Annotated in this window: 12 protein-coding genes; 4 read left to right on the top strand and 8 right to left on the bottom strand. The window is 33.5% G+C overall.

Annotated features, from left to right (window positions below):
- Positions 1 to 48: 48 nt before the first annotated feature.
- Together ACNQGD_RS12695 and menD are read right to left on the bottom strand one after the other, a co-directional pair.
- Positions 49 to 390 carry a DUF2853 family protein gene (locus ACNQGD_RS12695; RefSeq protein ID WP_417999545.1) on the bottom strand — a complete coding sequence of 114 codons (342 nt, stop codon included), beginning with the start codon at positions 388 to 390 and terminating at the stop codon, positions 49 to 51.
- Between the two features lie 88 nt (positions 391 to 478).
- Complete coding sequence (gene menD / locus ACNQGD_RS12690) at positions 479 to 2,140, bottom strand: 2-succinyl-5-enolpyruvyl-6-hydroxy-3-cyclohexene-1-carboxylic-acid synthase (RefSeq protein ID WP_417999544.1); 1,662 nt, start codon at positions 2,138 to 2,140, stop codon at positions 479 to 481.
- Between the two features lie 94 nt (positions 2,141 to 2,234).
- Between menD and ACNQGD_RS12685 the strand changes: the two genes are divergently transcribed.
- Complete coding sequence (locus tag ACNQGD_RS12685) at positions 2,235 to 2,732, top strand: GNAT family N-acetyltransferase (protein WP_417994584.1); 498 nt, start codon at positions 2,235 to 2,237, stop codon at positions 2,730 to 2,732.
- Positions 2,733 to 2,839: 107 nt separating this feature from the next.
- The gene (locus ACNQGD_RS12680; protein WP_417999543.1) at positions 2,840 to 3,790 is read left to right on the top strand and encodes a tRNA dihydrouridine synthase; all 951 of its coding nucleotides are present in this window, start codon (positions 2,840 to 2,842) and stop codon (positions 3,788 to 3,790) included.
- A 196-nt stretch (positions 3,791 to 3,986) separates the two neighbouring features.
- Here ACNQGD_RS12680 and ACNQGD_RS12675 read toward each other — a convergent pair whose 3' ends face one another.
- The 5 genes from ACNQGD_RS12675 to ACNQGD_RS12655 form a co-directional block, all read right to left on the bottom strand.
- Positions 3,987 to 4,574 carry a glutathione peroxidase gene (locus ACNQGD_RS12675; protein WP_417997341.1) on the bottom strand — a complete coding sequence of 196 codons (588 nt, stop codon included), beginning with the start codon at positions 4,572 to 4,574 and terminating at the stop codon, positions 3,987 to 3,989.
- Between the two features lie 139 nt (positions 4,575 to 4,713).
- Positions 4,714 to 6,909: a TonB-dependent receptor gene (locus ACNQGD_RS12670; protein ID WP_417999542.1), complete on the bottom strand. Its 2,196-nt coding sequence runs from the start codon at positions 6,907 to 6,909 to the stop codon at positions 4,714 to 4,716.
- 21 nt (positions 6,910 to 6,930) lie between these two features.
- Entirely contained in the window at positions 6,931 to 8,226 is a 1,296-nt protein-coding gene (locus ACNQGD_RS12665; RefSeq protein ID WP_417999541.1) for a tetratricopeptide repeat protein, read from the bottom strand.
- A 115-nt stretch (positions 8,227 to 8,341) separates the two neighbouring features.
- On the bottom strand, positions 8,342 to 8,896 hold the full coding sequence (locus ACNQGD_RS12660; RefSeq protein ID WP_417997344.1) for a DUF4331 family protein: 555 nt from the start codon (positions 8,894 to 8,896) through the stop codon (positions 8,342 to 8,344).
- A gap of 66 nt (positions 8,897 to 8,962) precedes the next feature.
- The gene (locus tag ACNQGD_RS12655) at positions 8,963 to 9,616 is read right to left on the bottom strand and encodes a DUF4331 family protein (RefSeq protein ID WP_417999540.1); all 654 of its coding nucleotides are present in this window, start codon (positions 9,614 to 9,616) and stop codon (positions 8,963 to 8,965) included.
- A gap of 229 nt (positions 9,617 to 9,845) precedes the next feature.
- Here ACNQGD_RS12655 and ACNQGD_RS12650 point away from each other — a divergent pair, with 229 nt between their 5' ends.
- The gene (locus ACNQGD_RS12650) at positions 9,846 to 10,376 is read left to right on the top strand and encodes an RNA polymerase sigma factor (protein WP_417959707.1); all 531 of its coding nucleotides are present in this window, start codon (positions 9,846 to 9,848) and stop codon (positions 10,374 to 10,376) included.
- Positions 10,376 to 11,161, top strand: coding sequence for an anti-sigma factor (locus ACNQGD_RS12645; protein WP_417999539.1), 786 nt, complete (start codon positions 10,376 to 10,378; stop codon positions 11,159 to 11,161). Before ACNQGD_RS12650 ends, ACNQGD_RS12645 begins: the two co-directional genes overlap by 1 nt.
- A gap of 76 nt (positions 11,162 to 11,237) precedes the next feature.
- Here the strand turns inward: ACNQGD_RS12645 and ACNQGD_RS12640 are convergent, their stop codons facing one another.
- Positions 11,238 to 14,444 carry a cytochrome c biogenesis protein gene (locus tag ACNQGD_RS12640; protein WP_417999538.1) on the bottom strand — a complete coding sequence of 1,069 codons (3,207 nt, stop codon included), beginning with the start codon at positions 14,442 to 14,444 and terminating at the stop codon, positions 11,238 to 11,240.
- Positions 14,445 to 14,485 lie beyond the last annotated feature (41 nt).

The following is a 14,485-nucleotide window of genomic DNA, read 5'->3' as shown; positions in this document are numbered from 1 at the left end:
TTTGCCGAGGCAAACGCTTTTTTTATGACAGAATTTACAAATTAAATATTAATGGTAAACACTCTCTTTTTTGAAGTGAACGGTTAGTAAATAATAAACGACCACTCTGTATTTATTTTTATTGGAACGACCGTATTTTTCCATTACTGCATCTAGTGCTGCATCTAAATCCGGTCCATCTGCAAGTCCTAATTTCTTGATTAGAAAATTGTTTTTCACCGTATCTAATTCTACTTGCTGACTTCCGGCAACCGTTGCAGAATCATCATTATAAATTGACGGACCACAACCAATAGTTACTTTTGTCAACAAATCCATATCTGGATTTACGCCACATTTGTCTTTCAAATCGGCTACATACTTTACAATTAATTCGTCTCTTGCACTCATAAATAAAAGTTTACTGTTTGATTAATAGAATTTTACATATCCAAATTTAAACATTAATTCATTTCATTTAACGAACATCAAAAATTAATTAGATCAATTCTTTAAAATATTGCAATAAAATGCTGTCGTTTTTCAAGGTGGGTGTGAAAATTTCCAAAATACTTGGCCTATCATTTTGAGCATACAAAGCAGTCAAACTTGTTGCTAAATTTGCTTCATCGTTGGCAATCGCATATTCAAAACCATACATTTTAGCCAAATGTTCCGCTGTTAAACAATGAGAAGTTTCAAAGAAAGTATTAAAAACGGGACTTTCTTCATGTCCCGGTAAAATCCTAAAAATTCCGCCACCACCGTTATTGATTAAAATAATCTTGAAGTTTTTCGGGATATAATTGTTCCATAACGCATTGCTGTCATACAAAAATCCAACATCACCCGTTATAAAAACAGTCTGTTTAGCACTGGCAACAGCTGCACCAATAGCCGTAGAAGTACTTCCATCGATTCCGCTGGTACCGCGATTGCAATACACTTCAATCGAAGGATGAACGTCTATTAATTGCGCATAACGAATGGCTGAACTATTGCTGATTTGCAATTGACTGTTCGTTGGCAAAGTCTGAATCACTTTTTCGAAAACTTTAAAATCCGAAAACGGAATTTTGTCTAAATACATATCACTTTTTAGCTTTCGTAATGCTTTTACAACATCTAATTGCTGGAAATAATTACTTTCTATTTTGTTTGTAAGTGGCAAGAAAGTATCAAAAAATACATTTGGATCTACTTTAAAGTGTTTGGTCAAAGCGCCAAAAGTGTCATACGCTCTCCAAGAATCAATATGCCAATGGTGTCTTGGTTTGTATTTTCTTAAAAAAGCCTTGATTCGTTTCGAAACGACCATTCCTCCAAAAGTGATTAAAATTTCTGGACGAAAATTCTCAAAATCGGCATTCGTAAAAGGCGTAATTATCGTGTCTATCGTATTGATAAAAGAATCATGATGCAGGTTAGAAGTCGTTTCAGTCAACACTACAACCGACTCGTCCTTGGCGAAAGCATCAATTATTTTTTCGTTAATGGCGTTCGGTTCATTCACGCCAACCAAAATCATTTTTTTAGTAGAATTGCTCCAAATCGTTGCATATTCTGAAACGTCTTCGATAGAAATTGTCTGAGTAGCATTTGCGGAAGCGATAATATCCACAGTAACTGAAAGAGCTGAAACGGTTTCATACAACGGCTCTTCGAAAGGCGCATTGATGTGAACGGGCCCTTTTTGAATGATAGCCATATTAATCGCCTCATTAATTTTTAAATCATTTTCCGTCGAAACATACTCATGCAAATTAGCATTGTATAATGAATGGTTTTCGAATACATTTTCCTGCCGAATCGTTTGGCCATCTCCAATATCAATTTTATTTTGCGGTCTGTCTGCCGAAATTACAATCAAAGGAATCTGGCTGTAAAATGCTTCTGCAAAAGCTGGGTAATAATTCAATACCGCCGAACCGGAAGTACACACCAAAGCCACTGGTTGTCTCGTTTGTTGCGCTATTCCCAATGCAAAAAAAGCAGCCGCACGTTCGTCTGCAATACTGTAACATTGAAAGGCTGGATTATTTACAAAACCAATTGTAAGGGGTGCATTTCGAGAACCCGGAGATATAATTATGGTGGTGATTCCTTTGGCCAAACAAATTTCAATAATGCTTTGTGCTAAAGGTATTTTGGGGTAAATCATTGTTTTAGTTTCAAAGAAACAAAGATACAAAGTTGCAAAGGTTTTTCTCTAATCTTAAATAGTTTTCTTAAATTTGAAGGAAAATAAATTCTATATGGAAATCAAAATAAGACCAGCTGTTTTTACCGATTTAGATACAATATTGGAAATCATCAATCACCAAATACTGCACAGTACTTCGATTTATGATTATGAGCCACGTGATTTTGAAACCCATAAATTGTGGTTTGAAGATAAATTGGCCCAAGATTTACCTGTAATTGTTGCCGAAACCGAAAATGGAACAATTGGATACGCTACTTATGGAACTTTTCGTCATAAAATAGGCTACCGTTTTACAGTCGAACATTCTGTATATGTTGCGGAAGAATTTTTAGGAAAAGGCGTTGGGAAATTATTATTGGCCGAACTTATCCAATTGGCAAAAAAACAAAAATACCACACTATGATTGGCGTTATTGACTCCGAGAACAAAGGCAGTATTGCTTTTCATAAAAAATATGGTTTTGAAACCGTGGGTATTATAAAAGAATCCGGGTATAAATTTGATCGTTGGCTGAGCTCCGTTTTCATGCAGTTGATTTTAGAGTAAATCCATTTGTACCACAATTTGGTTCGTTTTCTACTATGTTTGACTTTAAAAACTTTATGACTTTAAGGCTTGAGACTTTGTAGTATATTTGCACAACTAAAAATTTCATGGACTATACCTTACTTTCATCGCCTTTACAGGGATTTACCGACTTTCGTTTTAGAAATGCCCAAAACAAAATTTTTGGCGGAATTGACACGTTTTACTCGCCTTACATCCGCTTAAATGGTAAAATGGTTATCAAACCGTCATACGAACGCGACCTGCTTCCGGATAACAATCTTGATTTAGAGGTGATTCCCCAAGTGATAACAAACGATGCCGATGAATTTTTATTTGTGGCCAAGTATGTTCGAGAGTTGGGTTATAAAGAATTAAACTGGAATTTAGGCTGTCCATATCCTATGGTCACCAAATCTGGAATGGGTTCCGGTTTGATCAGTAATCCTGAAAAAATCAATACTATTCTTCACAGAGCACACTCTGAATCAGATATTATTGTGTCAATGAAAATGCGTTTGGGCTATGAAAACAGTGAAGAAATTCTTGATGTTTTGCCTATTTTAGATACCTATCCTATTAAAAACATAGCGATTCATGCACGCATTGGAAAGCAACTGTATAAAGGTGGCGTAAATCTGGATGCGTTTCAGCTGTGTGTTGATAACACTAGGCATAAACTGTATTACAATGGTGATATAACCTCAGTGGCTAAATTTCATGAAATGCAACAACGATTTCCAACAATTGACCACTGGATGATTGGTAGAGGATTAATTTCGGATCCTTTTTTACCAGGCATGATCAAAAACAATACTTCAGAATATCCTGCAAACAAAATGGAACTATTCAGTACGTTTCATGATACATTGTATGCTATTTATAGCGAATCACTCTCTGGTTCAACCCATATTTTATTGAAAATGTACCATTTATGGGAATATTTTTCGGCTACGTTTTCAAACCCACATAAGGTATTGAAAAAAATAAAAAAAGCGCAAAGTATTCGGAATTACGAAGCTGCTGTTGCGGAAATTTTCAAAAACGAAAAAATTTGATTTTTTATATTCTGTATTACTTCCAGTTCATCATTCAATATTAAGGTTCAATACTGAATATCTCTTAATTTTTTTGGATGAAAATTGAAGAATTGAATAATCCCTTCCCTATTTAAAAAAAAATGAGATTCTCATTTGATTGAGGATCTCATTATACTATTTTAAAGCAATTCGTAACGTTACGATAGTGGCAAAATTATCCTTTCACCCAACTTACAATTTTTTCATCAGTAGGTTCTACTGCAGAAAGATATACTTTTTCTAATTCCCCTTTTTCATTAATTAAGTATTTTTGAAAATTCCATTTTACATCTGAATCTTGTAATCCATTTTTGGCTTTTTGAGTTAAAAACTGATAAATTGCTGCCATATCTGCCCCTTTTACAGAAACTTTATCCATCATAGGAAAAGTTACTCCATAATTTAATTTACAAAATGTTGCAATATCTTCATTAGTACCAGGTTCTTGTGAAGCAAAATTATTTGCAGGAAAACCTATTACTACTAAACCTTTGTCCTTATATTCTTTGTACAAAGCCTCTAACTGTTCATATTGAGGCGTATACCCACATTTTGAAGCTGTATTTACAATAATGATCTTTTTCCCTTTAAGGGTAGAAAAATCAAAAGTATTACCTGATAAATCTTCTACTTTGAATTGATATATCGTCTCTTTGGCTATAGGTGTTGCAGTCATACTTTTTTCAGATTTTTTGGGTTGTGCCTGGTTTTGGCAACTAAATAAAATTAAAGCACAAGTGGCTATAAATACTAGATTTTTCATAGTTTGAATTTTTTATAAAAATAAAACAAATATTTGTCTCATAAAAATTTATTTTAGTTAAACAGCTGTTAAAAAAGAAACCTGGAATTATTAAAATCCCAGGCTTCCAAACAAATAAACAACAAACCTTTATGCGGTATTAAAATGTATAAGTAATTTTTCCTTTCATAAAAAAAGGTGTTCCTGGTGTTAAGTGAATTTCTTCAACACTTTCTGTTTCATTTTGAAGTCTTGATTCAGTTGCAAATTGTGTTTCATTCCATTCCGTATTAAAAAAATTCTCAACAGCTATCCCAAAATTTACATTCTTATATTGATAATTAACATTTAAGTCCGAAACAAAATAGCCTTTGGCGACAATAGAATTATCCTCATTTGCTGGACGGCTTTTTAAATAACGATACCGTATTCCTCCAGAAAAACCATTTATTTTTTGAAAACTTACCCCTCCGGTTGTTGTAAAATCTGGTGCTAGCGGAATGTAATATTGCCCTTTTGGTTCATCAATACTTCTGGCGTAGGTATAATTGGCATCAGCATCAAAATAAAACCAATCATTCAGTTGGTAACGGAACCCAAGCTCTGCTCCCATGCGTCTTGATTGACCGCTTGGCTCAATGATTCCGGCATCTCCCACATAAACAAATTCCTGCTCTAAATACAAATGCCATAAAGCGGCGTTGACTATCATTTTTGGAAATGGTTTCCAAATAGTACCAACATCGGTTCCAATAGCCGTTGGTAAAATTTGTTTTCCACTGTTTTGAACCACCACACGAGCATCATTCGAATGGAAACCCATTCCTGATTTTATAAAAAACTGCAAATTGTTGTTTTGCGAATAAATCAAATTCAGTTTTGGAGAAAACTTGAATTTAAATTCAGATTGAGTCTTATAATTCGCAGTCAACTTGTCTTGATAATTGAATTTAAAATAATCCAATCGAATGGCCGGATTAACCATCAGTTTCCCAAAATTGAATTCTGAATTCATATATGAAAACATATTAGACTCATCAATATCCCCTAATTTTATATTTTCAAGAACAGTTCTTCTGTTCAAAGTATGTGAAAGCTCCGTATCTTTTGTGGCATCAGCACGAAAACCAGCTCCAAATTGCAACAAAACATCTATCTCATTTAATTTCATTTTTTTGTTCAATTCAGCATTCATTCCATAAATATCCCTATTTTCTTTCTGTTTAATTTGGTCACCGTTTATTGGATCTTCCAAGAAGAACGTAAAATTAGAATACAATTCAAATTGATAATTAGAATAAAAAGCATTGGCTTTCAAGAACGTATTTTCATCTATAGGCTTGCTTAAACTTGCATTAAAATTAGTTCGAGAGGTTTTTCCGCCCTCGGTATCATCAACAGCTCCAAATCTAGAAATCGTTCCATTATCTATCAACCGTTGTGGTATTTGTCCAGAAGCATCCCATTTACTGGAAAAGCGAGAAGCTGAGATTGAAAATTTACTATTATCATTCAAAATAGCGGAATATTTACCTAACAGATTGATTCTATTAAAATTTTGGGGAGAATCAAAAGGACCATCTGTTAGAATATATTCTGTGGCAATGTAAGCGCTTTGTGTTTTTTGGTTACCCAAAAGATTAAACAATCCTACCGTTCTCATCGTATTGAATTGTCCTATTTCGAGACCAATACTACTTTTTTCTATTTTATCTTTAGTTTGGAAGGCAACGTATCCTGCTGTAGCAAAATCCCCTTTGTTAGCATAATACGTTCCTTTTCCAAAATCTATTTTTTCTACCGTTTCCGGTATTACAAAGTGTAAATCAGCATAGCCTTGACCGTGTGCATGGGAAACCATATTTACTGGCATTCCATCTACTGAAATGGCGATATCAGTACCATGATCGATATCAAAACCTCTTAAAAATATTTGCTCTGCTTTACCACCACCAGCATGTTGCCCAATAAACAGTCCAGGTACTTTTCTCAAAATTTCCTGAGAAGAATTAACTGGTGTCGTTTCTAAATCAATTTTTGAAATAACGTTCATCGCCGAAAGTTTCGGTTGGATTACTATCTCGTTCAATCTAAAAATATCATCTTCCAAAATAATAATAGCATCGGAAGAAATAATGGTGAAATTTGACTTTTTGTATCCTAGCGCCGTTATTTTTATAACATCTCCCACAACAGTTTTATCTAAACTAAAAGCACCAAATTCGTTTGTATGTGAGTGACTTTCAGAATTTGTATTTACCAAATAAGCGTTTTCTAGAGGATTCCCATCACTATCTAAAATTTTTCCTTTTTGAATCTGGCCATAAGAAGAAAACCCAAAAAGGAAAATTATCATTAAAACAATATTTTTCATGTGCTATAACTGATTCACTTTTTGTTCAAAATTAGGACCTAATTCATACAAACTAGACAACAACTCTTCTTTGATAGGTTTAGTTTTGAGCACTAGATTATTGGATTTGTAAATCATGGCCAAATGGTACTGCACTTTTGGTTCAAATGACTTTCCAACCACATGTTTTTGAGCAATGCGTAATGCTTTTTCATGCTGACCTAAGTTCAAATAAGACCAAGCTAATAAATCATAAGAATCAGCTGTAGGTCTATGATTGACCTCTATTTTTGCAATTTCCAATGCTTTTTGAGCCGTTTGTTTGTCATCAGCGTATATCAAGACATTGTATTTGTTATACATTGCCCCGTAATTATTATTCTCCATCATCGAGAAATAAGCGTTTCTGTTTTTTATTTCCTCGCTTTTATTTCCTTCAAATTGAGCAATTTGAGATTTTAATAAGTAAAAATCTGGCGTATTATGAGTTACTGCAATTGCATCAATAATTCGATTAGCTTCCTTTGTATTTCTTTCTTTGGAGAAAACAATCCAGGCAATTCCTTTTAAGGCGTAAGAATAATTAGGATCAATCGCTAACGTCTTTAGGAAACTATTGTATGAATCCTCAATTCTTCCCGCATGACCGTAAAAATCACCTAAATTAGAATAAGACCAAATTTTTAAGGTCTTGTTATCATATTTTTCAGCAATATCTCTGGCTTTTTCCATAAAAGTTATTGCAGTGTCCAGATCGCCTTTATGATCATTCCACTTTGCTAGGCGAATTAAATAATCAAAATCAGTCATGTCTCGAATAGCGTTCAAATTTTTAATAGCTTCAGGATAATTTCCTAATTCCATTTGAACGTCAAAAAGTAACTTTTGGGTTTCTTTTTTCCCTTCCCCTATTGCTAAAGATTTGTTAGCTAGTGCCAATGCTTCTTTAAAACGATGTTGGGAAATATAATTTCTTGCCAAAGATCGAATGGTTGAAACTCTCGAGTAATCATACGCTTCATTCGATTTTGTTAATAATTCTTCTGATTTATACAAATGACTGATATTGCCTGTATATTCAAAAAGAGTACTGTAGTTAGAGGATAATTGACTTAAATAACTAATTTGGTTGGGAGCTGCATCGAATTTTTTTTGCCAAAAATCAATTTCATTTTGTGCAAAACTCAATGATTTATTATCTTTTATTGTCAAATATTTATTATAGTCTTCTGTATGCGTAATTTGTTTTGATTTAGTCTCGCAACCGAATATAAATAGGATTGTGAAAACTAAAAATGGGATTATTTTTAAAGTTTTCATGCTCTAATCGTTTTGTTTGTTTGTTTGTTTGTTTGTTTGTTTGTTTGTTTGTTTGTTTAAAAAAAAAACAGAGCGAAGATTACCATGTAAACGCTCTGTTTTTTTTAAAATAATACTACCAAGCAGTAGCTAAGTAAGGAAAAGTTGTTCCAAATGCTTTATCATTTGCATTTACGTTGTCTTTTGTAAGACGAGGATTAGATGATCCAGCAGACCCTCCAAAAATTAGCAACAATTCTACATCAATTACATCATCTGCCAATGCTCTTCCTGTTAAAACATTTGTTCCATCAAAGAACGTTGTTTTAGCAATTTTTGATACATTTAATACATCTGTAGACAAAAGACCTGTAAGCTGAGCTGCAGTTTGTCCCAAGGCATTAGTTGTAAAACCTGAATTTAGAGCCGATAATCTTGATTGAAAAATGGATTGATATTTAGCTCCCATTGCTGAAGGAATTGCAGCATTAAAATCATCTTTAGGCTGTCCTGAAGCAATGAAAACAGTATTAATTGCTGGTCTTGCCATTTGATCTTGCTGAACGAATGTTCCTGTAAAATTAAGACTAGCTTCAGGATTACCGTTTGAATCGTCGTTATCACAATTTACTGAAACAACTGCGGCTATTAATGCGATTGTTATAATTTTGAATTTATTTGTTTTACTCATGATGTTTGTATTTAAGTTTTTTTGAGAAATCGAGAATCTGCGATTTCATAATTTAAATTTAAAATGTTATTGTTTTTTCTTTGTTTCAGCCCAAACGTTTACTGTGTTTGAGGTCCCTAACATTGCTTTTGGAACTTCTACGATCAATGACATAACATTAGTTCCTGCAAAAGTATCTACACCTGGACTATTAAATCCTGTTGCAGTACCAGCAAGAATAGCTTTGAATTGACCTAAATCAAAGAAAAACGGATCGTCTCTTGGTCCAGCAAAAAATTTCATTCCATTTTTTTCAGCAGTTAATGCTGTAGCACCATAAGATGAGATTGTTACACTTCCTGAAGCAGCAGCCGTTTTAATAGTGCTTGTAGTTCCTGTAGTACCTGGAGCAACTGGTCCAAAGAAGTACATTTTGTCATCTCTTTTGATGGCTTGAATTACTAGGTCTTCTACATTATCACCGTTATTATCAATGTTGATTTCAATCATTACGTTTTCATCGAATTTTGCAGCAGCAGTTGCACCTGGACTTAACAATCCTTGTGTGTTTACAGCAAATACTAAATTACTAGTGTTTTGACCTTGAAAAGCATACACATCAGTAATATCGATAGCACTTCCTGATGCTGTTAATGGAGCATCAATGTGATCCGCAGCTACTAAAATTAAGCCTGAAACCGCCACTAGCGATAGACCTAAAATCATTTTTGTTTTTTTCATTTTGATAAAATTAAAAGTTTATACGAGCATTTACGGGTAAGTATTCGATTTGGTTTTAGAAAACATAAAAAAAAACTAATATTTTTACCAAATTATTGATAAACAATACCTTACAGTATTAAAAAAAATACAATTATTTTAATTTAAAATTTATTTTAATGATGGTAATCATAAAATATGTCATTTGTAAATAAGAATGTATAAGTTTGTAGTAGAAAAATTATAAGATATGAGCCAAGAAGAATTGTTAGTATTAATTTACAAGAAAGACGAGAGAGCATTTACACATCTATATGACATGTATTCTAAAAGTTTATTTTCGGTTATTAATGTTCTTGTAAAAAACAGAGAAGAAGCGGAAGATGTACTTCAGGATGTATTTGTCAAAATTTGGAAAAACATTGATTCTTATCATGAAAGCAAGGGAAGATTTTACACTTGGATTCTAAATATTGCCCGAAATACTTCTATTGATAAACTGCGTTCTAAAAATTTTAATAACAGTCAAAAAAACCTTTCCTCTGATAATTTCGTAAATCATTTTGAAGACAGTTCTAAACTGGTTGACAAAGTGGATACAATAGGTTTACAGGAATTTGTAAAAAGGCTAAAACCAAAATGTATTCAAATAATAGATTTACTGTTTTTTAAAGGCTATACCCAACAGGAAGCTTCGGACGAATTGGCAATTCCTTTAGGAACAGTAAAAACACAAAACAGGAATTGTATTAATGACTTAAGAAATTATTTGAAAGTATAATGGAAACAAAAGAATATATAGAATCAGGAATCCTGGAACTCTATGTTTATGGTTTACTTAGTGAAACCGAAAACGAAGAGGTAAACACCATGGCAAAAAACAATCCGGAAATACAGGCGGAAATCATCGCTATTGAAAAAGCAATTGTTGCTTTATCATCGAGTTTTTCACCGTTTCATTCTGTGGCTAATTATGAAAAAATTAAAGCTAAACTAGAACTGAAATATAGTGGCGTGATCCAATTGGAACCTACTAAAAACAAGTCGCACTATATTGGTTGGGCAGCAGCTATTTTATTATTAGTGGGTATTGGTTACCAATACAATCAATTGGATCAAACCATTACTCAAGTAGCCAATACTGAAATTGAAAAAACAAAATTAGAGAAAGAGTTTAATGTCTTAAAATTAAAAAATACGGCTAATGAAACCAGTTTAGCGGTTGTAAGAGACACTAAAAACACTGTTGTAGCACTTGGTGGACAAGCAGTTGCTCCAGAATCATTTGCAAAAGTATACTGGAATCAAGACACTAAAGTAGTTTACATAGATGCTGCCGGATTACCAGAACCTCCAGAAGGAATGGTATACCAAGTTTGGGCATTAAAATTAAGCCCTTTGACTCCTACAAGCATTGGATTATTAGAAGACTTTGATGTAAATGAGCAAAAATTATTTGCAGTGAATAATGCTAATGAAGCAGAAGCCTTTGGAATTACACTTGAGCCTAAAGGTGGAAGTTTATCCCCTACAATGGAACAATTATATACGTTAGGAAAAGTATAAAAAACATATTCTCTTAGATATTAAAAAAGGTTCAACTACAAAGTTGAACCTTTTTTTTATGGAAAATAACCAATTTTTATTTCTTATAATACTTCTTGTATTTTGGATACGAAGCAGCACCAAATAAAGTGATTACGCCTAATGAATACCATATCCAATTCAAAGAATGCGCTTCTCCACTAGCATACGAATGCAATCCTACCAGGTGAAAATTCACTCCATAATACGTGAAGAGAATAGATATAAAGGCAAACATACTCATTAAATTAAAGACCCATTTTCCACGTAAAGAAGGTACAAATCGGGCATGAATTACAAATGCATACACCATAATACTGATTAAGGCCCAAGTCTCTTTTGGATCCCATCCCCAGTAACGTCCCCAGCTTTCATTGGCCCATTGTCCTCCTAAGAAATTTCCAATAGTCAACATTATCAAACCTATCGTTAAAGCGAGTTCATTGATATAGGTAATTTCCTGAATATTCAAATCCATTTTGGCTTTGTTCTTTTCATTGGTAAACAAAATCAATAATAACGAAACTGCTCCTAAAATCATTCCTAATGCAAATGGTCCATAACTCGCCACAATTACTGCCACGTGAATCATTAACCAATACGAATTCAGTACCGGCTGTAAATTTGCAATTTCAGGATCAATCCAGTTCATGTAGGCTGCAGCTAAAATCATCGCTGTTACAAATGCTGAGGATGCAACGGTTAACTTCGATTTTCTATCAAAAGCCAAACCAAAAAACATGGTTGCCCAAGCTACATATATGATAGATTCATACGCATTACTCCAAGGCGCATGTCCCGAAATATACCATCTGGCAATCAATCCTAAAGTGTGTAATACAAACAATCCAATTACAACAATGTGCATGAAATTAACTAAATAATTCAATGCCTTTCTTTCTTTGAAGATTTGTAAAATCGTAAAGAACAACATCAAAATCGATGCGAAAATGTACCAATACGGAAGTTTTTTGAAAACATCATACTTATTATACAATACCTCAGAGGTTATTCTTTCTTCACTTGGTCTCACTTTGCTGCCAAATCGTTTTTGAAAACCATTCATACTTTCCAATAACTCATCGGCAGTTTTATAATCATTCGAAACAGAAGCATTAGCCAAAGAACCAAAATACAAAGGCAGTACATTTTTAGTATACGTAGCCTCCATTCCTTTCAAACCTGATTCATTCAATTCTAAGTATGAAATCCATTTGTTATTTTTATCCTCTGGAATTGGAAAAATCTTTAATATTCGTCCGCTCAAAGCCGATTCCATTAGGTTTACTTTTTTATCAGTTTCGATAAAGTCTTTTTCGAACTGATTTGGATTCGCTGATTTGAATGCTTCTTCTAAGTATTTAGAAAACTTATAATTTCCTTTTTCATCAAAGAAAGATACGAAAGGAGCAAATTTTGCCGCTTTATCAATTCCAATTATTTTACGAATGCTATCGTTCCCACTTTTGATGTAGATAATTGGAATTTCTATCCAATAACTTGCATATTGTGTCATGGACAAAAATACCTGATCAGAATTCATTCCCTTATAAGAATCATCATGGCTTACTTTTCGCAATAATTCCGAAGAAAACGTATTGATAGGTTTCATTCTACCGCCAGCATCCTGAATAACTAATCTTCCAAATTTTGCCGCATGAACTTCTGGAACTTTATATTTAGTAATCAAAGTATTTAGTTCGTCTTGGCTCAATACTTTTTTAGTGTGATTTGCATGAGCGGCAGGCGCAGCTTCGATTTCCGTGTGAGCATGCCCTTCATGATCTGCGTGATTATGCTCTTGTTCTTGCGCAAAACTATTGAAACTGAACAACAAAATCAAAATCGTCAAGAGTTTAGATTTCTTCATTTTTACAATTTCTAATTTGCGTTTAATATCCGCAAAACGGGAATATTTAGTAAACATAATCGCCATCATTGCAAAATACAACATAAAATAACCGCTATACGTAATTGCAGTTCCCCAGAAATCGTGGTTTACAGATAAAATAGTTCCCTTTTCATCAGGATCGAAACCCGATTGAAAAAAGCGATATCCACCATGATCCAAAACGTTATTCATAAATATTCTGGCATCAAAAGATTCTTTGTCCTGAACCGTAACTTTACTCTCAAACGAAGAATAACTTTTCTCTGTTCCTGGATATTTCTGCGCAATAAAATCATTCAATTTTATCTTGAAAGGTAAAACGTAGGCTTTACTTCCGTAAAAAAAGGTATAGTCTATTTTACCTATTTTCACTGTTTTAGAATCGCCTAACTTCCCTTTGGATCCTAGAACAGTAACCGTTTTTTCTTGCCCTTCGGCAGAGATTTTTATGGACAACGCATCTTCATGGTTCTTTGCTTTAAAATCATTTTGAGACTCATAATCAATAACACCTTTTACCGCAGGATCAGGAAATACAAATCGCATTTCGCCAATGGTATATAACGAACGCATCATCAAGGGCTGACTGTTATCTTTGATAACTTTACCTTGAAATTTATCAGCCATTCGCATAAATGCTCCTTCAAAAGGCGTTTGAATAGTATAAGCACTTCCTGAAGTGTTGATATTTATGGCTCCATCAGTATATTTATTTAAAGCAAACAATACATTATGAATATTTTGAACTTCCCCATCTTTCAAAAAGTGCTCTTCACGTCCACCATCTCCGGCTTCGACTACTTTTAAATACAGTGTTCCTTTAGAATCAGGCTTAATGTATTCCTTAGCTCCCATGATAAAGTTTTCATAGTTTACCTCAAAGGGTGTATCAGCAAACTTATCAGAAATACTGAAATTATTGTTGGTAGCAGGAGAAAGCAATATTTGTTTTTCAAAAACCCTGCGTTTCATTTCGCCTTTATATTCGCCATCTACAAAAACAGTCAGAAACGTTTTATCTGAAAAAACTTGATTTTCAGCAGCGCCTTCGCGAATAGGCATCATCCCTTCATAACTAATGTAACGGGTTACAAAAGCGCCCGTAATAATGAAAATAAAAGATAAATGGAGTAATAAAGTAGCCCATTTTTCTTTTTTTAATAGCTGATAACGCTTAATATTTCCAATGAAATTGATCATAAAAAATACATGTATGGCCTCAAACCACCAGGCATTGTAAATTAAAATTTTTGCTGTGTCGGTATTGTACTTGCTTTCGATAAAAGTTCCAGTAGCCATGGAAACTGCATATACAATAAATAAAAAAGCCATTAATCGAGTAGAAAACAAAAAAGAAAATATTTTTTTATCCATTTTTAAGGGATTATGTTTTTATAAAAGTGCCACAAAAGTAC

It is taken from the genome of Flavobacterium glucosi, from assembly GCF_048286535.1.
Lineage (GTDB): Bacteria > Bacteroidota > Bacteroidia > Flavobacteriales > Flavobacteriaceae > Flavobacterium.
This window is presented reverse-complemented; position numbering and strand designations above follow the sequence as displayed.

Excerpts from the sequence above, each read along its gene's own strand:
- ACNQGD_RS12695 (WP_417999545.1), bottom strand. The coding sequence starts at position 390 with ATGAGTGCAAGAGACGAATTAATTGTAAAGTATGTAGCCGATTTGAAA.
- menD (WP_417999544.1), bottom strand. The coding sequence starts at position 2,140 with ATGATTTACCCCAAAATACCTTTAGCACAAAGCATTATTGAAATTTGT.
- ACNQGD_RS12685 (WP_417994584.1), top strand. The coding sequence starts at position 2,235 with ATGGAAATCAAAATAAGACCAGCTGTTTTTACCGATTTAGATACAATA.
- ACNQGD_RS12680 (WP_417999543.1), top strand. The coding sequence starts at position 2,840 with ATGGACTATACCTTACTTTCATCGCCTTTACAGGGATTTACCGACTTT.
- ACNQGD_RS12675 (WP_417997341.1), bottom strand. The coding sequence starts at position 4,574 with ATGAAAAATCTAGTATTTATAGCCACTTGTGCTTTAATTTTATTTAGT.
- ACNQGD_RS12670 (WP_417999542.1), bottom strand. The coding sequence starts at position 6,909 with ATGATAATTTTCCTTTTTGGGTTTTCTTCTTATGGCCAGATTCAAAAA.
- ACNQGD_RS12665 (WP_417999541.1), bottom strand. The coding sequence starts at position 8,226 with ATGAAAACTTTAAAAATAATCCCATTTTTAGTTTTCACAATCCTATTT.
- ACNQGD_RS12660 (WP_417997344.1), bottom strand. The coding sequence starts at position 8,896 with ATGAGTAAAACAAATAAATTCAAAATTATAACAATCGCATTAATAGCC.
- ACNQGD_RS12655 (WP_417999540.1), bottom strand. The coding sequence starts at position 9,616 with ATGAAAAAAACAAAAATGATTTTAGGTCTATCGCTAGTGGCGGTTTCA.
- ACNQGD_RS12650 (WP_417959707.1), top strand. The coding sequence starts at position 9,846 with ATGAGCCAAGAAGAATTGTTAGTATTAATTTACAAGAAAGACGAGAGA.
- ACNQGD_RS12645 (WP_417999539.1), top strand. The coding sequence starts at position 10,376 with ATGGAAACAAAAGAATATATAGAATCAGGAATCCTGGAACTCTATGTT.
- ACNQGD_RS12640 (WP_417999538.1), bottom strand. The coding sequence starts at position 14,444 with ATGGATAAAAAAATATTTTCTTTTTTGTTTTCTACTCGATTAATGGCT.